Genomic DNA, 19,536 nt, shown 5'->3' with positions numbered 1-19,536 from the left:
CGGAATGGCTTGGATCGTTATCTGCATTCTATTCGGCAATGCCTAGCGGAATTCCTGCCAAACCGCCGACGGTTACGGAAGCGGAGCCGGAGGCAGGTCCTCGGGCTTGATTTCGGGCTCCTGCGGCAGTTGCGGCAGCTCCGGTCCCGGATCGGGCATGATTTCCGGCTGCGGATCGGCTGGCGGCAGCTCGGCGGGCTTCGGCTGCTCGATTTCAGGGGCGGGCGGAGGCGTTATTTCCGGCTCCGGCGGCTGCGGCAGACGGGGAGCATCAGGGTCGCGAGGCGGCTCAGCCGCTTGCGGTCGTTCCGTTTCATGGGTCATTTCAAGGGGCCTCCTTCATAGGTCGATGCCTGCTGGATTTGCTTATCCTTACCCTTGGAAAGCCGCTTGGACGCAGAAGGAGCCGCGATTCGTGCGCCTGATCAGAATTTGGGGCGAGCGGCCGGAAACGCGGAACCGACATCGAAGACTTTCTAGAATGAAAAAAGCCAAGGCGGAATGCCCTGGCTACCCTGGAAGGGATGAATTCAGTTGGAGCGGATCGGTTTGTCGCCCGGCTTCCAGTTCATCGGACAAAGCCCGCCGGACTGCAGCGCTTGGAGCACGCGCAGCGTCTCCTCGACGCTGCGGCCGACGTCGTTGTGGTGGACGACCTGATGCTTCAGCTCGCCCTCCGGATCGACGATGAACAGGCCGCGCAGCGCGATGCCTTCTTCTTCGATCAAGACGCCGTAGTCGCGAGCAACCTGCTTCGTCATGTCGGATGCCAGCGGAAAGCTCAGCTTGCCGAGTCCGTTCTCGCTCTTCGGCGTGTTGATCCAGGCCTTGTGGCTGTGGACGCTGTCGATGCTGACGCCGAGGATGTCCGCGTCCAGCTTGCGGAACCGGTCGGCCGCATCGCTGAGCGCCGTAATTTCCGTCGGGCACACGACCGTAAAGTCGAGCGGATAGAAAAAGAAGACGAGCCATCTGCCGCGGTAGTCGGAAAGCGACGCCCTGCCGAACTCCTTGCCCTCGCCGTCGACGGTCTCCATCGTAAAATCCGGCGCCGGACGGCCGACCAAACGTTCTGCCATGATTCCGAAACCCTCCTTCACGCTAAATGCGCATCGGAATTAGGTTGTCCAAAAAACGGCAGTCCATTCGAAAGGAGGGGGCTTCCCGCGAGCCGGAAAGCTTAGCGGATCGCGCTCGCGATCAGGTCGCCCATCGCTTCGGTGCCGATCGCCTTGGACTTGTCGACCGCGATGTCGCCCGTGCGGTGGCCGGCGTCGAGCACTTCCTTGACCGCGTCCTCGATCGCTTGCGCCGCGTCATGATAGCCGAACGTGAGGCGGAACATGAGCGCGACCGACAAAATCGTCGCGATCGGATTGGAGATGCCCTGGCCCGCGATGTCGGGAGCCGATCCGTGCACCGGCTCGTACAGGCCGAAGCTGCCTTCGCCGAGCGACGCCGAGCTCAGCATGCCGATCGAGCCGGTCAGCATCGCCGCCTCATCGCTCAGGATGTCGCCGAACATGTTCTCCGTGACGATGACGTCGAAGCTCGACGGACGGCGCAGCAGCTGCATCGCGCAGTTGTCGACGAGCACATGCTCCAGCTCGACCTCCGGATACTCCGGAGCGATCCGGTTCACGACCTCGCGCCACAGGCGGGACGTCTCCAGCACGTTCGCCTTGTCGACGGACGCCAGCCGCTTGCTGCGGGTCATCGCGATGTCGAACGCCTGGCGCACGATGCGCTCGATCTCCTGCACGTTGTAGACGCAGGTGTCGACCGCTTCCTGCCCGTGCTCGCCCTCGCGGCGGAACTTCTCGCCGAAGTAGATGCCGCCCGTCAGCTCGCGCACGACGATCAGGTCGGTGCCCTCGAGCACCTCGGGCTTCAGCGTGGAGGCATCCTTCAGGCAGTCGAACACCGTCGCCGGACGGATGTTGGAGAACAGGCCGAGCGCCTTGCGGATGCCGAGCAGTCCCGTCTCAGGACGCAGCTCCTTCGAGTTGTTGTCCCACTTCGGTCCGCCGACCGCGCCGAGCAGCACCGCATCGGCCTTTTGGCAGATGTCCAGCGTCTCCTGCGGCAGCGGGGTTCCCTTCTCGTCGATGGCGATGCCCCCGAACAGGCCGTGCTCGAATTCGAAGCGGTACTCGTACCGCTCCTCGATTTTCTTGATGACCTTGATGGCCTCGCCGACGACTTCCGGTCCGATGCCGTCGCCTGCGATGACCGCGATCTTTTTCACTTCTGCCATAGTTGAACACTCCTGTCTCGTCTCGATAACGAATGAGAATAACTATCATCAGTTGTACCATACTCCCGCTCGATTGTTCCAAGATAGGATAGCTATGGTGTTGATAGGGCGCGCCTATAGAGCAGCCTTCGCGAGATGAAAAAGCCCGCCTGCTGCGGAAACAGGCGGACCGGATGGAGCTGTAAAGAGAAGCTCGCGTCGCGTCAGATCAGGCTCATCTTGTCGCGGCGGCCCGGAGCCTTGCGCTTCTCGATGAGCCGGTTGAGCGCGTCGACATACGCGCGCGCGCTCGCCTCGAGGATGTCCGTGCTCACGCCGCGGCCCTGCGCGGATACGCCGTCCTGCAGCAGCACGACATGCACCTCGCCGAGCGCGTCCTTGCCGTCCGTGACGGACTTGATGGAGTAGTCGTCCAGCTCGACCGTCTCGCCCGTGACGAGGTCGATCGCGTTGAACAGGGCGTCGACAGAGCCGTTGCCCTCCGCCGTGCCCGACTGCACGCCGCGCTCCTCGACCCGGATCGAGACGGATCCCTTCGGCGTAGAGCGGTTGCCGTAATGGACCTCGACGGTTTCGAGCGCGTACACCTCCGGCGTGTCGACGAGCTTCTCCTCCAGCATCGCGAGCAGATCCTCGTCCGTAACGTTCTTCTTGCGGTCGGCCAGATCCTTGAACTTGGCGAACGCGGCGTTCAGCGCCTCGTCCTCGAGCTCATAGCCGAGATCGAGCAGCTTCTCGCGGAACGCGTGGCGGCCGGAGTGCTTGCCCATGACGAGCTTCGACTCCTTGATGCCGATCGTCTCGGGAGAGATGATCTCGTACGTCGTCTTCTCCTTGAGCATGCCGTCCTGATGGATGCCGGACTCATGGGCGAAGGCGTTCGCGCCGACGATCGCCTTGTTGCCCGGCACGACCATGCCGGTCAGCTTGCTGACGAGTCGGCTCGTACGGGCGATCTCGGTCAGCTTGAGGCCGGTCTTGGCGCCGTACAGAGCCGCGCGCGTCTCCAGCGCCAGCGCCACTTCCTCGATCGCCGTGTTGCCGGCGCGCTCGCCGATGCCGTTGATCGTGCCCTCGATCTGGTCGGCGCCGTTCTGGATCGCCGCCAGCGCGTTCGCCGTCGCCATGCCGAGGTCGTCATGGCAGTGGGCGCTGAGCTGGATCGTCTCGATGCCCGGCACCTGCTCTTTGAGCGTCTTGAAAATGTTGCCGAACTCGGCCGGCGTCATGTATCCGACCGTATCGGGGATGTTGACGACGGTCGCTCCCGCCCGGATCGCCATCTCCGTCACCTCGCACAGGAAGTCCAGCTCCGTGCGGCCTGCGTCCTCCGGCGAGAACTCGATCTTGGCGAACTTCTGCTTCGCGTAGCGGATCGCCTTGTCGGCCGTCGCGAGCACCTGCTCCTTCTCCATCTTGAGCTTATGCTTGCGATGGATCGGCGACGTCGCCAGGAAGATGTGGATGCACGGATCGGCCGCATCCTTGAGCGCTTCCCAGGCGGCGTCGATGTCGCGCTCGACGGCGCGCGCGAGGCCGATGACGGTCGCGGACTTGACCGCTGCGGCCACCGCCTGCACCGCCGCCAGATCGCCCGGCGAGGCGGCCGGGAAGCCGGCCTCGATGCGGTCGACGCCGAGCTTCTCGAGCTGGAGGGCGATCTCCACCTTTTCCCGGGTATTCAGGTTGACCCCGGGCGATTGCTCGCCGTCGCGGAGCGTTGTATCGAAAATATAGATCTTGCGCAAGCCGGCACCTCCGTTCGGTAGGATTGTTTAGCTTATGAAGCGGCAAACGCGCCTCATTCCAGGTGGAAGAAGCGCGCTGCCGTGCTGCTTGACTCGTCTTACTTCTTGATCCAGTGCATCAGCTCGCGCAGCTGCGCGCCCGTCTTCTCGATCGGATGCTCGGCTTCGTTGCGGCGGGTCGCCGTCAGCATGGCGCGGCCGGACTTGTTCTCGAGGATGAAGTCGCGGGCGAACTTGCCTTGCTGGATGTCGGAGAGCACTTCCTTCATCGCTTTTTTCGTCTCGTCGGTCACGATGCGCGGGCCAGTGACATAATCGCCGTACTCGGCCGTGTTGGAGATGGAGTCGCGCATCGACGCCAGTCCGCCTTCGTACATCAGGTCGACGATCAGCTTCAGCTCATGGAGACATTCGAAGTACGCCATCTCCGGCGCGTAGCCCGCTTCCACCAGCGTTTCGAAGCCGGCTTTGACGAGCGCGGACGTGCCGCCGCAAAGGACAGCCTGCTCGCCGAACAGGTCGGTCTCGGTCTCTTCGCGGAACGAAGTCTCGAATACTCCGGCACGGGTGCAGCCGATGCCCTTCGCGTAAGCGAGGCCGATCGCCTGGGCATTGCCCGTCGCGTCCTGCTCGACCGCGATCAGGCCGGGAACGCCGAAGCCTTCGACATACGTGCGGCGCACCATGTGGCCCGGCGATTTCGGAGCGACGAGCAGCACGTCCGTGTCCTTGCTCGGCACGATTTGGCCGAAGTGCACGTTGAAGCCGTGGGAGAACATGAGAGCGGCGCCTTTTTTGAGGTTCGGGGCGATCTCATCGTTGTACACCTGGGCTTGCGTCTCGTCCGGCATGAGGATCTGGACAACGTCCGCCTTGCGGGTCGCGTCGGCGACGGTCAGCACCTCGAAGCCGTCGTTGCGGGCTTTGTCGGCGGACTTGCCTTCGCGCAGGCCGATGACGACCTTCACGCCGCTGTCGCGCAGGTTTTGCGCTTGAGCATGGCCTTGGCTGCCGTAACCGATGACTGCTACCGTCTTGCCTTGGAGAACGCTGAGATCCGCGTCGTTTTCATAGAACAATTTAACTGCCATGATGAGATGATGCCTCCTTTGGATTGGAACCCCTTTGAGCGGGTGTTTAAAGAGACAGCGCGTTAAAGCTCGAGCGGGGAGCGGCTCGTCTGCCTTCCTTAAACTCCCGCTCAAAGCGGGTTTTTGAGGTGTTATAGGTAAAAACAATAGCCTTATAGATTCGTTGTCGAACTTATCCGAAAATTCGCGCTACAGTCCGGCGGCGCATCGTCTGGCTCCTGGCGCGGAGCGAATCAGGAGCGGACGGTGCCGCGGTTCATGGCCGTCACGCCGGTGCGGGAAAGCTCCCGGATGCCGTATGGACGCAGCAGCTCGATCATCGCGTCGATCTTGTCGGTCCCTCCGACCGCCTGCACGATCAGCGAGCTCGGTCCGATGTCGACGACCGCGGCGCGGAACGTCTCGACGACGCCGAGAATTTCCGGACGGGCTGCCGGCTCGGCGTTGACCTTGATCAGCGCCAGCTCGCGGGCGACCATCGGGCTGCCGCTCACGTCGACGACCTTGATGACGTCGATCAGCTTGTACAGCTGCTTGGACACTTGCTCCAGCACCTTCTCGTCGCCTTCCGTGACGATGACCATGCGGGAGAGGCCCGCTTCCTCGCTGGCGCCGACCGTGATGCTCTCGATGTTGAAGCCTCTCCGTCCGAACAGGCCAGCCACGCGCTGCAGCACGCCCGGCTGGTTGTTCACGAGGACGGCGATCGTATATCTCTGGTTCATTGTTCATCCCCCATCAGCATGACGTCGATCGTGTTGCCCTGGGTGACCATCGGGTAGACGTTCTCGCCTTTGCGGACGACGAATTCCACGACTGCCGGACCCGGATGGGCAAGCGCTTCTTTCCAGGCCGCCTCCGCCTCCTGCTTGTTCGTCGCGCGGAAGCCTTTGACGCCGTACGCCTCGGCCAGCTTGACGAAGTCGGGGCTGCCGGCCAGGTCGATGTGGCTGTAGCGGTTGTCGTAGATGATCTCCTGCCACTGGCGCACCATGCCGAGCACCTGGTTGTTGATGATCGCGACCTTGACCGGAATGTTGTTGATCGCGCAGATCGCCAGCTCCTGGGCGCACATCTGCATGCCGCCGTCGCCGTTGATGCTGACGACGAGCCGGTCCGGGTGCGCCATCTGCGCGCCGATCGCGGACGGGAAGCCGAAGCCCATCGTGCCGAGGCCGCCGGAGGTGATCCAGGAGCGCGGCTGGTTGAAGCGGTAGTACTGCGCCGCCCACATCTGATGCTGGCCGACGTCCGTCGTGACGATCGCGTTGCCCTCGGTCGTATCGTGGATCATGCCGATGACCCACTGCGGCTTGAGCTCGGTGTCGGAATCGACGTACCGCAGCGGCTGGTCCTGCTTCCATTGCCGGATCTGGGCGCGCCAGGCGTCCGCCTTGTCGGCAAAGCCGACCTCCTGGTTAAGCAGGCCGAGCGTCGTCTTGACGTCGCCGACGATCGGGATGTCCGTCGGCACGTTTTTGCCGATCTCGGCCGGATCGATGTCGATGTGCACGATCTTGGCCTTGGACGCGAAGCCGTCCAGCTTCATCGTCACGCGGTCGTCGAAGCGGGCGCCGATGTTGATGAGCAGGTCGCTCTCCTGGATCGCCTTGTTGGAGGCGTACGCTCCGTGCATGCCCGGCATGCCGACCCATAGCTCGTTGCCGCTCGGGAAGCCGCCGAGGCCGAGCAGCGTCGTCGTGACCGGAATGCCCGTCTTGACCGCGAATTCCAGCAGCTCCTCATGGCCGCCCGAGTAGACGACGCCGCCGCCGGCGAGGATGAGCGGACGCTCCGCTTCGGCGATCGCCCGGACGAGCTTGTCGAGCTGCGGCTTGCGCGGCGTGACGGTCGGATTGTAGCCGCGGATGCTCACGTCCGTCACCGGCTTGAACAGCGCCTTGGCCGCCGAGACATCCTTCGGGATGTCGATCAGGACCGGGCCTTTGCGGCCGCTGTTCGCGATGTGGAACGCCTCGTGGATGACGCGCGGCAGGTCCTCGACGTCCCGCACGAGATAACTGTGCTTCGTGATCGGCATCGTGATGCCGGTGATGTCCGCTTCCTGGAACGCGTCCGTGCCGATGAAGCTCGTCGCGACGTTGCCCGTAATGACGACGAGCGGCACGCTGTCCATGAACGCGGTCGCGATGCCGGTGACGAGGTTCGTCGCTCCCGGCCCGGAGGTCGCGATGCAGACGCCGACCTTGCCGGAAGCTCTCGCATAGCCGTCCGCCGCATGGATCGCGCCTTGCTCGTGGCGGGTCAGCACGTGGTTGAAGTCCTTGAAGCCGTGCATGGCGTCGTAGATGAACAGCACCGCGCCGCCCGGGTAGCCGAATACACATTCCACGCCCTCGAGCACCAGGCTGCGGAGCAGCATTTCAGAGCCGCTCACCACTTCCGGCTTCCTCATTCTATCCATGATCTCTTCCTTGGAGCGCACTGCTTCGCCTTGCATCACCATCATGTGATCCTCCCTTCGTGACGGCGGCGGTGTCGACGGTCCGCCTTCGCCCCTATCGTATTGGCTGAATCAAAAAAACCTTTCGCCCTCTATGCCGAAGCATAGGGACGAAAGGTTGATCTTCCGTGGTACCACCCAGGTTTACGCCGCATCTCGCGATGCGGAGTCTCAAGAAGTAAGACGCGAGATGCATGCCTCATCGGTCCTACTTCGGCAGGTTAACGCATGCCAGGCGATTCTCCCTAATGAAAGCGCAAGGGCGCTTCGTTCAGGAAAACAGCTCCGAGGTGAGCTCGTTGGAAAGGGATGCTGGCGGCGGTTGCAGCGAATCCGTCGCTCTCTGGACAGTAGAGCCCTTAACACTTCGTCCTCTTCATTGCTGTTCGGGTATTAGCTTAGACCTTATTATAGGTTTGAGCTTATCATCCGTCAATACTTAGATTACGCGGCTGCAGGAAAAGTTATGTACGAGGCCGGAAAACGAATCGCTTCGCAACCGGCCCCGCTTCGGCATAGACTGTGGAGACGGCCGCGGCGGATGCCCGCTCCGCCTCATGCGGAAGCGCTCCGCCGGCCCGTCGGAAGGAGTCTCCCGCATGCGCCAAATCCGCTATCGCGGGCATCGCCCGGACGATCTGCCGACGCTGATCCGCCTCATCCGCACCGAGCTGATGCCGATGTCCCATACGGTCAGTCCCGACGATCCCGCCGTGCTTGCCGAATTGCCGGACCGCTTCGACAGCGGCCGCACGATCGTCGCCGCTCCCGAAGGCGGCCCCCCGCTCGGCTTCGTCCATTTCGGCCAGATTCACTCGCTGCTCCACATCGACATGCTCGTGGTCGATCCGGCCAGCCGCAAGCACGGCATCGGCCTGGAGCTCATGCGCCGCGCCGAGCGCGAAGGAACGCTGGGCGGGTCGCTCATGGCCGTGCTGTTCGTCGACGACGTCAACGAAAAGGCGCGCCGGTTCTACGCTCGCGAGGGCTACGAGCCGGTGCGCCATTTTCCCGATCTGAAGGTGACGCAGTGGACGAAGCCGCTGCGATCCGAAGGTCAGTAGAACCCTTTCGGTCCGACTGGAGGGCAGCAGCCCGGACCGTAAGGGCCGTAAGGACCTCCAGGGCCGCCCGGTCCCGGTCCATAAGGGCCGTAAGGGCCGGGTCCCGGTCCGTAGGGGCCGCCGAAGCCCCCGCCATAAGCGCCGAAAGGAGCGAGGCCGATCGCAAGGACGGAGAACAGCGCCAGCGGCAAGATGAAGGCGCGGGTGCCCGCCTTGCCGGCTTGCTCCTGAACGCGCACATAGAGCTTGTCGCCGTTCAGCTTTTCCAGCTTGCCCGTTACGACCGAGCCGTCCTTCATCTTGACCTCGACCGTCTGGCCGATGAGTGCCTGCACTTGCTGCTTGGAGACGTTAGACAACATGATTCCTCCTTTCCGTTCCTTCCAGCTTATTCTCCCGGCGGCCGTCCCGGCTGTACGGATGTCCGCATGAACGCAAAAAAAGGCTGCTCCCTGTCATCTGCATGACGGGAACAGCCTTTTGATGCTAGGCGTTCAGCTTTTGCTTGGCCACGTCAGCCAGGCTGTTGAACGAGCCGATGTCGTTCACGGCCAGGTCGGCAAGAACCTTGCGGTTCACTTCGACGCCGGCTTGCTTCAGGCCGAACATGAATTTGCTGTAGGACAGGCCGTTCAGACGCGCAGCGGCGTTGATGCGGACGATCCACAGCTTGCGGAAGTCGCGCTTCCGTTGGCGACGGTCGCGGTACGCGTACAGCAGGGATTTGTTGACCTGCTCCTTTGCGGTTTTAAACAGGCGATGCTTGGAACCGAAGTAACCCTTTGCGAGCTTAAGAATCCGTTTGCGGCGACGGGCGCGAACGAATCCGCCTTTTACTCTTGCCATGATAATACCCTCCTGTAGGTTCTAATCAAATAAATCTCAGGGAAATGCTATTTCAGTTGCGCGAGGCCTTGAGCCAGACGGCTTACGTCGCCGGCAGCCATGTTCGGCTGGGTAGCCAGAACGCGCTTCGTGCGGCCCGATTTATGGGAGAGCAGGTGGTTGCGGTACGCCTTGTAGCGCTTTACCTTGCCCGTTCCCGTGATCTTGAAGCGGTCTTTCAGACTGCTGTGGGTTTTCATCTTAGGCATGTCGTTATCCTCCTTGAATAAATGAAAATCAATTGTTGTTCTTCGGTGCCAAAATCATGATCATGCTGCGTCCTTCCAGTTTCGGCACACGCTCGACGTTGCAGATGTCGGCCACTTCGGTCTGGAGACGCTCCAGAATGCGCTGGCCGACCGCCGCATGCGCGATCTCGCGTCCGCGGTAGCGGACGGAGGCTTTGACCTTGTCGCCTTCGCCAAGGAACTTGATGACGTTGCGGAGCTTGGTCTGATAATCATGCTCGTCGATGTTGGAGCGGAACCACACTTCCTTCAGATCGACGATCTTCTGGTTTTTGCGGGCTTCCTTCTCCTTCTTCTGCTGCTCGTAGCGGAACTTGCCGTAGTCCATGATGCGGCATACCGGCGGCTTCGCTTGAGGAGCGATGTTGACCAGATCCATGTTGGCATCGATGGCCATCTGCAGCGCCTCGCGGATCGGCTTGATGCCAAGCTGCTCGCTCTCGGGTCCGACCAGGCGTACTTCCCTCGCCCGGATGTCGTCGTTGATTTGGTGATCTCGGCTAATAATCGTCCACCTCCGAATGGGATTGGTGTTGCGCGCGTGAATGCTCTATAAAAAGCAAAAGCGGGTCCTGGAGCAGGACCCGCGTGAGACGCCGTAGTAGATCCGTCCTCTCTCCGCAAGGAGGGAAGGCGGCCATATTGCGTATCGCATACCAGCCGACGGCGTCGGTCAGGTGAGAAGCGGGCGCTCCTGCTTGTGCGAATATGTCGTTGTAAATTGCATGAAATCAAGAACACTTGAACTAATGTACCATGACGACGAGCTGCCTGTCAACCGCCCTACGAAGCCTGCTTGCTCTGCACTTCCTCCAGGCGGATGACGCGCGTATGCTGCGTATGGCTCCATTGCTTGTTGTTCTGCGTGAAGAACGCATAGAACGTGATCGGCAGCCAGCTGAGCTGGAAGACGATCATCGACAGCAGATGGGCGTACATCTTGCCGGACTTGATCCCTTCAAGCGCCATGACGAGCGGGAACATAAGCGCGGCGGACGCGAGCGCGACGGCCGGCACCCAGAATGGAAGATACGCATAGATCGACGAGAACACATTGTCTGCCGGCAGCACGTAATCGATCCAGATGACGACGGTGCCGACGAAGCCGAGCAGCGTGCTGTAGACCGAGAACGAGTACAGCGCCGCATCGAACTTGACGAAATTGCGCTCCTTGATGCTGGCCCAGAGCAGCGGGAAGAAATACTGGCGGGCGACGGTGAAGTGGCCCTGCATCCAGCGCAGGCGCTGGCGCGCCGAGGCGCGGAAGGAGACCGGCTTCTCGTCGTACACCTTGGCCTCGTAGTTGAGCACCGGATGCACGCCGCGCTGCACGCAGCGCATGGAGAACTCCAGGTCCTCGACGAGGCTCGTCGCGCCCCAGCCCATTTCCTTCAGCAGGCCGCTTTCGAAGCACATGCCGGTGCCTCCGAGGAAGTTCGCCATGCCGAGGTTGCGGCGCGACAGCTGCCAGAGGCGGTTGCAGTACCAGTAGGTAATGCCGTAGGATGCCGTGACCCAGGAGTCGTCCGGATTTTTCGTATCGAGGTAGCCCTGGATGACTTGATGGCCATTGCACAGGTCATTGTTCATGTGGATGAGGAAATCGGTGTTCACCAGATTGTCCGCGTCGAACATGACGACGGCGTCGTACTGCTTGGGCATCGCCCACAGCTCCTTCAGCATCCATTCGATGGCGTAGCCCTTGCCTTTGAGCTGGTTGTTGAACCGCTCGCAAGCGTGCGCGCCCATGCTGCGGGAGATGTCGGCCGTGCCGTCCGTGCAGTTGTCGCAGATGACGAACACGTCGTACAGCTCTTTCGGATAATCCAGGCGGTTCAGGTTCTCGATCAGCGCGCCGACGACCTTCTCTTCGTTGTGGGCCGCGACAAGAATGGCGAACGATTTCTGCGGCTTGTGCCGGATCGTCTTTTTCTTGCGGACGATGCCGAACAACGCCAAGCCGAACTGATAGATTCCGACGAATGCCAGGAAAATTTGCAATGCGATCATGATGGAACTCGCGATCATTTGTGTTGCCCCCTTGAGACCCCGATTTTAATATTCTCTCTGTACATGCTGCGGGCTCTTTTCTCTCTGTGTTGGTTTTTTTAATGTCAGCTTTTCTGGAAACGGCCCTTTTGATTTTCCACGGAACCCGTAGCTTTGTCAAAAGGCGAATCCCCTTCGTTTCGGCTCAAAGCAAGGGGAAAAACGCTTGCAACGAGCATTAAAGACTAGGATGCCCTCATTTGCTTGCGCTAACCGCTTCTTCCATTCATTTGCTGGCGTTTTGATGCTTTCGTCCTTACCGACGAGCGACCGCCTCGAAAAGTTCTCCAAGGTCCGACAAAAGGCGGTGACAATCCGGTGAACGACGGGTTTCGCTTCAAGGACGCATCCGCCAGCGGATGCGTCCTTCCTCCCATCATTACCACGCCCGCGAAACCTAAAACGGCTTTCGCTTCATTCAGCCCTAACAAATCTGCTTTAGAATGAAGCTGCGACATATTCAGATCGCACGCGGAAGGTTATGATAGGGGTACAGAATACCAAACCGACGGGAGGAGTGGCGATGTTCATCGGCTGGCTCCGCATGAAGGAGCGAAGGCTGCTGCTTTGGCTGAACCGCGGCCCTGCGGGAGCGAGGCTCGGCGCCGTCGTGAGGCGCTGGCTGTCGACCGTGACGCATATGGGCGGAGCGACGTTCACGCTGAGCGCCTCCCTGCTGCTCTTGCTGCTCGGCGAAGGAGCTTGGGAGCTCGCCGGCTGGCAGAGCCTCGCGGCGGTCGTCGTCAGCCATATTCCGGTCGCCGTCGTCAAGCGCACGCTCAAGCGGCTGCGGCCCTACCAGGCGATCGAAGGCGTCCGCACGGGCAAAAGCCCGCTGGCGGACTCCTCCTTTCCCTCCGGCCATACGACAGCGGTTTTCGCCTGGATCGTCCCGTTGTCGTACGCTGCCGCTTCCGAGCTGCCCGCCTGGCTGCCGCTCATCGTCGCTGCCGCCGCGCTGATCGCCGGTTCGGTCGGATGGTCCCGGATGTACCTGGGACTTCATTACCCGTCCGACGTCGGCGCCGGAGCGCTGCTCGGCACGTTGACCGCGCTGCTGGCCATCTCGTTCATCGGCAGCTAGGCCGCTCGCGGCGGACAGGCTGCCGCTGCCGGAGGCAGGCGCAAAAGCGAACCGCCCGCCGTCCCCTTGCAAGGGAACGGCGGGCGGTTCGCTTTCGTTATCAGGTCCGCTGCGGCGGCAGGCTCACGCCTGGGAGCCGTGAAGCTTGGCCTTTTCCAGGTCCTCGCGCTCCTTGGCCGCCTCGCGGCTGCGGCGGGCGTTCTTCTCGTCGCGGTATGCGGCGAGCGCGGAAGCTCCGACGACGACCTCGCAGCGGTGGATCGGCAGCCCTTGCTGGATGAATTTGCTTTCGTACTCGGTGAGCACCAGATCGTCCCGCACCTCGTCGCGATGCAGGTCGAGCGAGATGGCGCGCATCTGCATCTCCGTCTCGGCGTAGCTGTTGAGCGAGAACTCGAACAGCAGCCGCGAATCCGTCTTCTGATGGATCTCGCCGTATTCATTGAGAATTACCGCGTACTGCTCCAAAAAGCGCGGATGCGACAGCCGCCGGCGCGCATGCTTGGACTTCGGCCACGGATCGCTGAAGTTCAGGTAGATCCGCTCCAGCTCGCCGGGGGCGAACATATCCGAGATGTTCTCGATGTTGGCGCGCAGCAGCGCCAGATTCGGCGGGTAGCCCTCCAGGCCGAGCTCCTCCCTCGCCAGCAGCGCCTTTTCGCTCGCGCGGCGGATCAGCTCGTCGTACATGTCCACGCCGATGTAGTTCACGTCCGGGTTGCGCACGCTGTGCTGGCTGATGAACTTGCCCTTGCCCATGCCCAGCTCCACATGGATCGGCTTGTCGTTGCCGAAAAATTCCTTCCACTTGCCTTTATGCTTCTCGGCATCGAGCACGACGAGGCGCGGCAGCGCCTCCAGCTCCTCGCGGATGCCTTTTCTTCCTCTCAAGCGCATGATTCGATTATTCCTCCAATAGCCTCGGCCGTCGGCCTAAGCAGACTCTACCGTCCTATTGTGCCTAAGACAGCTCCGCTTGTAAAGAAAAAGCGGCTCCGGGAGGCTGTGCCTGCCGCGGAAACCGCTCGGTTCGAAAGAGTGGATGCTAGTTCAGCATCTGATAGGGGATCGGCTGCTCCAGCTCGTACGTCTCGGACAGCACATGGTTCAGCTTGCGGCGGGCCTCGATTTCAAGGCGGTGATTGCCGTGGAACCGAATTCCGGCGAGGGCCATCAGTTCCTTGACCGTGAGCTCGATCGTGACCTTGCTGTCGCCTTGCGGAATTTTCACCGTGTTCATGTTCATCACCTCATGGATTTTTTTACAGCATTCCCAGGAGATCGGGCGCTTATGAAAATCAGGGTCGCGGCAGCGTTCAAGTGATGAAAAACCCTTGATTTAATTGATTTCTTTCCTCTTCAATTTAACACATCATGTAAGGTTTATCAAGCCCAAAATAAGCGCTTTCATTATTTATTTTTTCCAGCTTGTCCACCTCGGGCCGCAGACCTGCATGCCCGGAGACCTTTGGCGCGGAAGCGAAATTCGGGTATGATGGTAGCAACCCGACGCGGCGGGCGGCTGCGGCCGTCCGACCGCCGAATCCGAGCGTTTTTGAAAGGAGCCGACATGCAAGCTGCAACGCCATCCGCCTCTTCCCCGCTCCTGTGGGGAGACAAGCGGTTCCATACCTGGAATTACGAGATGAGAGAGCAGTTCGGCGGCAAGGTATTCAAGGTGATGCTGGACGCCGGCTTCACCTGCCCGAACCGCGACGGTGCCGTCGCGACGGGCGGCTGCACGTTCTGCAGCGCGCGCGGCTCGGGAGACTTCGCCGGCAGCCGCCGGGACGACCTCATCCAGCAGTTCGATACAATTCGCGACCGCCAGCATCTCAAATGGCCCGACGCCCGCTACATCGGGTATTTCCAGGCCTACACCAATACGTACGCGCCGGTCGAGGAGCTGCGCCTCTATTATGAAGCGATCCTGGCGCAGCCGGGCGTCGTCGGCCTCTCGATCGCGACGCGGCCGGACTGCCTGCCCGACGATGTCGTCGACTATCTCGCCGAGCTGAACGAGCGCACCTACCTCTGGATCGAAATGGGGCTGCAGACGATCCACGAGTCGACCTCGGACCTCATCAACCGCGCCCACGACACCGCCTGCTACCTCGACGCGGTGCGGCGCCTGCGCGAGCGCGGCATCCGCGTCTGCGCCCATATCATCTACGGCCTGCCGCAGGAGACGCATGAGATGATGCTGGACACCGGCCGCGCCGTCGCGGCGATGGACGTGCAGGGCATCAAGATCCATCTGCTCCATCTCATGCGCAAGACGCCGATGGTCAAGCAGTACGAGGACGGACTGCTGCGCTTCCTGGAAATGGACGAGTACGTCCAGCTCGTCGTCGACACGCTGGAGCTGCTGCCGCCGGAGATGATCGTGCACCGACTCACCGGCGACGCGCCGCGCGAGCTGCTGATCGGACCGACCTGGAGCCTGCGCAAATGGGAAGTGCTGAACGCGTTCGACGACGAGCTCTCCCGCCGCGGCACCTGGCAGGGACGGCTCTGGCAGCCTGCCGCTCCCGGCCTGCTGCCGGAGCCGGAGCACGCGCCGGCGCTGACCAAGCCGGGCCGCAAGCTGTCCGCCGCCAAGTACGCCGCCCTGATGAGGGCGGCAGCGCAGGACGCGCCGGGCTGCGAGCCGGGGGAGCGGAGCTGATGGGCCTGCTCTCTGTCATCGGCATGGCGCATGGCTGGGTGCGCCAGCGCGTCCAGCCCGGCGACGCGGTCATCGACGCCACGCTTGGCGGCGGCGTCGACGCGCGCTTCCTCGCGGAGCTCGTCGGACCGCGCGGCTCGCTGATCGGCTTCGACGTGCAGGAGGAGGCGCTGCGGCGCACGCGCGAGCGGCTCGAGCCGCTGCAGGCAGCCGGCCGTCTGCCTGCGGCCACCTCCCTGCTGCTGCAGTCGCACGGCGAGCTGGAGACGGCCGTGCCGCCGGAGCTCCGCGGCCGGATCGCGGCCGTGCTGTTCAATCTCGGCTACTTGCCGGGCTCCGAGGATACGAGCCTCATCACGACGCCGCAGACGACGCTGCCGGCGCTGGAGGCCGCGCTCCGCGTCCTTCGCCCCGGCGGCATCCTCGCCTGCGTCCTCTATCCCGGCCACCCCGGCGGCGCCGAGGAAGCGGACGAGGTGATGCGCTGGGCGGCCGGCCTGCCGGCGGAATCGGCGCAGGCGGCCGTCTATCGGCTCGTGCAGAAGCCGTCCGCGCCCTACGCGCTCGGCATCGAGAAAAAAGCTTCGCCGACCGGCTCGTCCGAGCCGAGTTCATTCCATTAAAAGGAGGAAATATCAAATGGCTATCCGCAAGCTGGAGCATGTCGGCGTCATGACGGCGCATCTGGAGGCTTCGATCGACTTTTACAAGCAGGTGCTCGGCATGGAGCATACGTACACGCTGCCGCACACGAACGGCGTAATCCGCCTCGCCTTCCTGCGCTTCCCCGGCTCCGAGGAGACGGAGCTGGAGCTGATCGAGGGCTATGACTCCGATCTGCCGGCCGAGGGCAAGACGCATCATATCGCCTTCACCGTCGACAACGTCGAGGAAGAGTTCGAGCGCATCAAGCGGCTCGGCGTTCCGCTGCGCGACACCGAGCTGACGACGCTGCCGAACGGCGCGCGCTACTTCTTCTTCTACGGACCGGACGGCGAGCTGCTCGAGCTGTTCCAGCCGGGACAGGCTCCTACCGCCTGACGGCCTCCCGTCCTGTCGGCAATCATCCTTTACATATCTTTCGAATAGGAGTGGAAATAGAGATGACACTCGCACCATACCCGCTTAAATTCAAGCCTGAAATGAAGGAACGCGTCTGGGGCGGCCGCGCCCTGGAGCAGTTCGGCCTGGAGCTGCCCGACGGCCACATCGGCGAAGGCTGGATGATCGGCGATCATCCGAACGGCACGACCACCGTGCTCGGCGGACCGCTGGACGGCCTCGGCCTCGACGAGATCCGCGAGCGCTACGGGCGCGAATGGTTCGGCAGCAAAGGCTTTTCCGAGAAGAACGGCCGCTTCCCGCTGCTCATCAAGCTGCTCGATTGCAACGACGACCTGTCGGTGCAGGTGCATCCGACCGACGCCTACGAAGGACTGCCGGCCGGCGAGCTCGGCAAGACGGAGATGTGGTACATTCTCGACGCCAAGCCGGGCGCCAAAATCATCTACGGCCTCAAGGACGGGGTCGACCGCGCCGCCCTGCGGCAGGCGATCGACGAGGACCGCGTCATGGAGACGATGCAGGAGGTCGAGGTGAAGGCGGGCGACGCGTTCTACATCCCGGCCGGCACCGTGCATGCGCTGTGCGCCGGCGTCGTCGTCGCGGAGATCCAGCAGAACTCGGATACGACGTACCGCGTCTACGACTACAAGCGCCCGGGCCTGGACGGCCAGCTGCGCGAGCTTCATGTCGAGGACTCGCTCAACGTCATCGCCTACGAAGGCGCCGGAGCGACGCGCATGACGACGGACGGCGCGCAGCCGGGCAGCTGGCTGACGATCGCCGAGTCCCCCTACTTCCTCGTCGACAAAGGCGTCGTGCGCGGTCCGTGGGAGCTGACCGTATCGCCGGACAGCTTCGTCATCCTCGTCATCGCGGAAGGCTCCGGCTCCATCGCCTGGGGCGACGGGCAGTCGCAGGAGGTCAAGGCCGGCGAATGCTTCCTGCTGCCGGCGACGCTCGGCTCCTGCACGCTGGACGGCGAGCTGACCGTGCTGCGCAGCCTCGTGCCATAAGCTTTTGCGAATGCATGCCAAAAAGCGTGCCGGATGGAAATCCGGCACGCTTTTTTTATATATCCAGCTCGCTCGAATGCCGAGCAGGCGCTACAGAGCCGCAGCCGTCCCGCGAGGGAGCCGCAGGCTGAACGCGCGCCCTCCCCGCTTGCCCTCCGTCCCGTACAGGACGACGAGCAGCGTCTCCGCTTCGCGGCTGAGCGAGCCGTCGTGCAGATAGCGCTCCAGATCGAACGGCAGCCGCTCCACGACCGCGTGCTTCTGCAGCTCCTTTTCGCCGAGGCCGAGCCGCGCGAACTCCGCTCCCGCCTCCTCCGGCGCATCCGCGAGCCGCTTCATCCACCCCGCCAGCTCGGACTTGTCCATGCCGAACTCCCACCACACCTTGCGCGGCTTGTGGTTATGGCCCAGGAAATAATCCAGCTTCATTAGGCCGAGCACGACGTCCAGCTCCATGCCGCGCGGCGCCTCGTCCGAGAGCAGGAAAGCCCGCAGCCGCGCGAACAGGTCCTCCAGCTGATGGCCGATTCGCTCCCAGCCCTGGCGCTCCCAGAAGTCGCCGAACCGCTGGAAGAAGTCGAACGCGGAACCGAAGACGCGGTCGATCAGATGGAGCAGCGTATGATCCATGCGATGCGCGTTCCAGTATTTTTCCAGCACGTCCTCGACCCGCTTGATGCGAATCAGATCCGAGAACGGCATGAGGCTGTTGCCGAGAATCTCGTAGGGCGCCTGATCGGCGTACACATAGCCGTACTTGTCCGCGTCGCGCCGCAGCCCCGTTCCGCGCAGCATCTTGAGGAAGCCGAGCTGCAGCTCCTCCGGCCGCAGCGCGAACACGTCGTTGAACGTCTTGCGGAACGTGTCATAGTCCTCATGAGGCAGGCCGGCGATGAGGTCGAGATGCTGGTCGATCTTGCCGGAGTCCTTAACCTTGGTCACCGTGCGCACGAGCTTGTTCCAGTTTTGACGGCGCTCGACCGCCAGGTTGGTGACGTCGTTGGTCGACTGCACGCCGATCTCGAAGCGGAAGATGCCCGGCGGAGCGTGCTCCGCCAAATAATCGAGCACCTCCGGCCGCATGATGTCGGCCGTGATCTCGAACTGGAACACGCAGCCGCCGTGGTTCTCGATCAGGAACTTGAACATCTCCAGCGCGTAGTCGCGCTTGATGTTGAACGTGCGGTCGACGAACTTGATCGTCTTCGCTCCTGCCTCGATCAGATAAAGCAGGTCCGCCTTGGTCCGCTCGATGTCGAAGTACCGCACCCCGACCTCGATGCTCGACAGGCAGAACGAGCAGCTGAACGGACAGCCCCGGCTCGTCTCGAAGTAGACGACGCGGTTCGCGAGCGACTCCCGATCCTCGGGGAAGCGATGAGGGCTAGGCAGCTCCGCCAGGTTCAGCTTCGGCCGCGGCGGGTTGACGACCGTCTCCTGCGCGCCGTTCTTCACGCGCCGGTAAGCCGCACCGAAGACGAGATGGTACTTGCCCTCGCCCTCGATCTCCTGCAGCAGATGATGGAGCGTCTCCTCGCCTTCGCCGTGGATGATGAAATCGACCTCGGGCAGCTTGTCCAGCCACTCGCCCGTGTCGTAGCTGACCTCGGGACCGCCCATGACGATGCGCACGTCCGGCATGATCTTGCGCAGGACGCGGATCACCTTGATCGTCTCCTCGATGTTCCAGATGTAGACGGAAAAGCCGATGACCTGCGGCTGCTTGGCGTACAGGTCCGAGACGATGTTCATGACGGGATCCTTGATCGTATATTCCGCGATCTCGATCGGGAAGTCCTTCTCGCAGTAAGCCTTCAAGCAGCGCAAGGCGAGCGAGGTATGGATATATTTCGCGTTCAGCGTGGCTAGAACGACGTTCATGACGGCAACCTCCTTCAAA

Annotated in this window: 21 protein-coding genes; 6 read left to right on the top strand and 15 right to left on the bottom strand. The window is 62.3% G+C overall.

Annotation, left to right across the window (positions count from 1 at the left end; genetic code table 11):
* Positions 1 to 72 precede the first annotated feature (72 nt).
* The 7 genes from B8V81_RS16985 to ilvB all read right to left on the bottom strand — a co-directional run bounded on the left by B8V81_RS16985 (position 73) and on the right by ilvB (position 7,563).
* Positions 73 to 324: a hypothetical protein gene (locus tag B8V81_RS16985; RefSeq protein WP_028599928.1), complete on the bottom strand. Its 252-nt coding sequence runs from the start codon at positions 322 to 324 to the stop codon at positions 73 to 75.
* 206 nt (positions 325 to 530) lie between these two features.
* The gene (locus B8V81_RS16980) at positions 531 to 1,079 is read right to left on the bottom strand and encodes a peroxiredoxin (protein ID WP_028599929.1); all 549 of its coding nucleotides are present in this window, start codon (positions 1,077 to 1,079) and stop codon (positions 531 to 533) included.
* A gap of 101 nt (positions 1,080 to 1,180) precedes the next feature.
* A complete protein-coding gene (gene leuB, locus B8V81_RS16975) occupies positions 1,181 to 2,257 on the bottom strand; it encodes a 3-isopropylmalate dehydrogenase (protein ID WP_028599930.1) in 1,077 nt (358 codons plus the stop codon).
* Between the two features lie 203 nt (positions 2,258 to 2,460).
* Complete coding sequence (locus B8V81_RS16970; RefSeq protein ID WP_028599931.1) at positions 2,461 to 4,005, bottom strand: 2-isopropylmalate synthase; 1,545 nt, start codon at positions 4,003 to 4,005, stop codon at positions 2,461 to 2,463.
* Between the two features lie 98 nt (positions 4,006 to 4,103).
* Entirely contained in the window at positions 4,104 to 5,096 is a 993-nt protein-coding gene (ilvC, locus tag B8V81_RS16965) for a ketol-acid reductoisomerase (protein ID WP_028599932.1), read from the bottom strand.
* Positions 5,097 to 5,329: 233 nt separating this feature from the next.
* Positions 5,330 to 5,821 carry an acetolactate synthase small subunit gene (gene ilvN, locus B8V81_RS16960; protein WP_028599933.1) on the bottom strand — a complete coding sequence of 164 codons (492 nt, stop codon included), beginning with the start codon at positions 5,819 to 5,821 and terminating at the stop codon, positions 5,330 to 5,332.
* Positions 5,818 to 7,563, bottom strand: a complete 1,746-nt coding sequence (ilvB, locus tag B8V81_RS16955) for a biosynthetic-type acetolactate synthase large subunit (protein WP_028599934.1) — start codon at positions 7,561 to 7,563, stop codon at positions 5,818 to 5,820. Before ilvB ends, ilvN begins: the two co-directional genes overlap by 4 nt.
* Before the next feature lie 596 nt (positions 7,564 to 8,159).
* Here ilvB and B8V81_RS16950 point away from each other — a divergent pair.
* On the top strand, positions 8,160 to 8,624 hold the full coding sequence (locus B8V81_RS16950) for a GNAT family N-acetyltransferase (protein ID WP_052333462.1): 465 nt from the start codon (positions 8,160 to 8,162) through the stop codon (positions 8,622 to 8,624).
* On the opposite strand, the gene B8V81_RS16945 is transcribed toward B8V81_RS16950, so the two are convergent.
* The 5 genes from B8V81_RS16945 to B8V81_RS16925 all read right to left on the bottom strand — a co-directional run bounded on the left by B8V81_RS16945 (position 8,618) and on the right by B8V81_RS16925 (position 11,782).
* Positions 8,618 to 8,986, bottom strand: coding sequence for an LSm family protein (locus B8V81_RS16945; RefSeq protein WP_028599935.1), 369 nt, complete (start codon positions 8,984 to 8,986; stop codon positions 8,618 to 8,620). The genes B8V81_RS16950 and B8V81_RS16945 overlap by 7 nt on opposite strands.
* Positions 8,987 to 9,110: 124 nt before the next feature.
* A complete protein-coding gene (gene rplT, locus B8V81_RS16940; protein WP_028599936.1) occupies positions 9,111 to 9,470 on the bottom strand; it encodes a 50S ribosomal protein L20 in 360 nt (119 codons plus the stop codon).
* Positions 9,471 to 9,517: 47 nt separating this feature from the next.
* Positions 9,518 to 9,718, bottom strand: coding sequence for a 50S ribosomal protein L35 (rpmI, locus tag B8V81_RS16935; RefSeq protein ID WP_028599937.1), 201 nt, complete (start codon positions 9,716 to 9,718; stop codon positions 9,518 to 9,520).
* A gap of 28 nt (positions 9,719 to 9,746) precedes the next feature.
* Positions 9,747 to 10,244 carry a translation initiation factor IF-3 gene (infC, locus tag B8V81_RS16930; RefSeq protein WP_043111625.1) on the bottom strand — a complete coding sequence of 166 codons (498 nt, stop codon included), beginning with the start codon at positions 10,242 to 10,244 and terminating at the stop codon, positions 9,747 to 9,749.
* Positions 10,245 to 10,540: 296 nt separating this feature from the next.
* The gene (locus B8V81_RS16925; protein ID WP_028599939.1) at positions 10,541 to 11,782 is read right to left on the bottom strand and encodes a glycosyltransferase family 2 protein; all 1,242 of its coding nucleotides are present in this window, start codon (positions 11,780 to 11,782) and stop codon (positions 10,541 to 10,543) included.
* A gap of 547 nt (positions 11,783 to 12,329) precedes the next feature.
* On the opposite strand from B8V81_RS16925, the gene B8V81_RS16920 reads away from it, so the two are divergent.
* Complete coding sequence (locus B8V81_RS16920; RefSeq protein ID WP_052333463.1) at positions 12,330 to 12,890, top strand: phosphatase PAP2 family protein; 561 nt, start codon at positions 12,330 to 12,332, stop codon at positions 12,888 to 12,890.
* Positions 12,891 to 13,013: 123 nt separating this feature from the next.
* Here B8V81_RS16920 and trmB read toward each other — a convergent pair whose 3' ends face one another.
* Positions 13,014 to 13,787: a tRNA (guanosine(46)-N7)-methyltransferase TrmB gene (gene trmB / locus B8V81_RS16915; protein WP_028599941.1), complete on the bottom strand. Its 774-nt coding sequence runs from the start codon at positions 13,785 to 13,787 to the stop codon at positions 13,014 to 13,016.
* Between the two features lie 148 nt (positions 13,788 to 13,935).
* Positions 13,936 to 14,130, bottom strand: coding sequence for a hypothetical protein (locus tag B8V81_RS16910; RefSeq protein WP_028599942.1), 195 nt, complete (start codon positions 14,128 to 14,130; stop codon positions 13,936 to 13,938).
* A 330-nt stretch (positions 14,131 to 14,460) separates the two neighbouring features.
* Here B8V81_RS16910 and mnmL point away from each other — a divergent pair, with 330 nt between their 5' ends.
* The 4 genes from mnmL (at position 14,461) to B8V81_RS16890 (ending at position 17,636) form a co-directional block, all read left to right on the top strand.
* Positions 14,461 to 15,558, top strand: a complete 1,098-nt coding sequence (mnmL, locus tag B8V81_RS16905; RefSeq protein WP_101808814.1) for a tRNA modification radical SAM protein MnmL/YtqA — start codon at positions 14,461 to 14,463, stop codon at positions 15,556 to 15,558.
* Entirely contained in the window at positions 15,558 to 16,181 is a 624-nt protein-coding gene (gene mnmM, locus B8V81_RS16900; protein ID WP_101808813.1) for a tRNA 5-(aminomethyl)-2-thiouridylate-methyltransferase MnmM, read from the top strand. Before mnmL ends, mnmM begins: the two co-directional genes overlap by 1 nt.
* Before the next feature lie 16 nt (positions 16,182 to 16,197).
* Positions 16,198 to 16,599, top strand: coding sequence for a VOC family protein (locus tag B8V81_RS16895; RefSeq protein ID WP_101808812.1), 402 nt, complete (start codon positions 16,198 to 16,200; stop codon positions 16,597 to 16,599).
* Positions 16,600 to 16,661: 62 nt separating this feature from the next.
* Positions 16,662 to 17,636 (top strand): type I phosphomannose isomerase catalytic subunit, encoded by a 975-nt coding sequence (locus B8V81_RS16890; RefSeq protein ID WP_028599945.1) that lies wholly within the window; start codon positions 16,662 to 16,664, stop codon positions 17,634 to 17,636.
* Positions 17,637 to 17,726: 90 nt separating this feature from the next.
* Here the strand turns inward: B8V81_RS16890 and B8V81_RS16885 are convergent, their stop codons facing one another.
* Positions 17,727 to 19,517: a B12-binding domain-containing radical SAM protein gene (locus B8V81_RS16885; protein WP_028599946.1), complete on the bottom strand. Its 1,791-nt coding sequence runs from the start codon at positions 19,515 to 19,517 to the stop codon at positions 17,727 to 17,729.
* Between the last annotated feature and the right edge of the window lie 19 nt (positions 19,518 to 19,536).

Source organism: Paenibacillus pasadenensis (genome assembly GCF_002864175.1).
GTDB classification, from domain to species: domain Bacteria; phylum Bacillota; class Bacilli; order Paenibacillales; family Paenibacillaceae; genus Paenibacillus_O; species Paenibacillus_O pasadenensis.
This window is presented reverse-complemented; position numbering and strand designations above follow the sequence as displayed.

Coding starts and splice junctions, on each gene's coding strand:
- rplT (WP_028599936.1), bottom strand. CDS start 9,470: ATGGCAAGAGTAAAAGGCGGATTCGTTCGCGCCCGTCGCCGCAAACGG.
- leuB (WP_028599930.1), bottom strand. CDS start 2,257: ATGGCAGAAGTGAAAAAGATCGCGGTCATCGCAGGCGACGGCATCGGA.
- trmB (WP_028599941.1), bottom strand. CDS start 13,787: ATGCGCTTGAGAGGAAGAAAAGGCATCCGCGAGGAGCTGGAGGCGCTG.
- B8V81_RS16890 (WP_028599945.1), top strand. CDS start 16,662: ATGACACTCGCACCATACCCGCTTAAATTCAAGCCTGAAATGAAGGAA.
- B8V81_RS16945 (WP_028599935.1), bottom strand. CDS start 8,986: ATGTTGTCTAACGTCTCCAAGCAGCAAGTGCAGGCACTCATCGGCCAG.
- mnmL (WP_101808814.1), top strand. CDS start 14,461: ATGCAAGCTGCAACGCCATCCGCCTCTTCCCCGCTCCTGTGGGGAGAC.
- rpmI (WP_028599937.1), bottom strand. CDS start 9,718: ATGCCTAAGATGAAAACCCACAGCAGTCTGAAAGACCGCTTCAAGATC.
- ilvN (WP_028599933.1), bottom strand. CDS start 5,821: ATGAACCAGAGATATACGATCGCCGTCCTCGTGAACAACCAGCCGGGC.
- B8V81_RS16950 (WP_052333462.1), top strand. CDS start 8,160: ATGCGCCAAATCCGCTATCGCGGGCATCGCCCGGACGATCTGCCGACG.
- ilvB (WP_028599934.1), bottom strand. CDS start 7,563: ATGGTGATGCAAGGCGAAGCAGTGCGCTCCAAGGAAGAGATCATGGAT.
- B8V81_RS16885 (WP_028599946.1), bottom strand. CDS start 19,517: ATGAACGTCGTTCTAGCCACGCTGAACGCGAAATATATCCATACCTCG.
- B8V81_RS16920 (WP_052333463.1), top strand. CDS start 12,330: ATGTTCATCGGCTGGCTCCGCATGAAGGAGCGAAGGCTGCTGCTTTGG.
- ilvC (WP_028599932.1), bottom strand. CDS start 5,096: ATGGCAGTTAAATTGTTCTATGAAAACGACGCGGATCTCAGCGTTCTC.
- B8V81_RS16985 (WP_028599928.1), bottom strand. CDS start 324: ATGACCCATGAAACGGAACGACCGCAAGCGGCTGAGCCGCCTCGCGAC.
- B8V81_RS16895 (WP_101808812.1), top strand. CDS start 16,198: ATGGCTATCCGCAAGCTGGAGCATGTCGGCGTCATGACGGCGCATCTG.
- B8V81_RS16980 (WP_028599929.1), bottom strand. CDS start 1,079: ATGGCAGAACGTTTGGTCGGCCGTCCGGCGCCGGATTTTACGATGGAG.
- B8V81_RS16910 (WP_028599942.1), bottom strand. CDS start 14,130: ATGAACACGGTGAAAATTCCGCAAGGCGACAGCAAGGTCACGATCGAG.
- mnmM (WP_101808813.1), top strand. CDS start 15,558: ATGGGCCTGCTCTCTGTCATCGGCATGGCGCATGGCTGGGTGCGCCAG.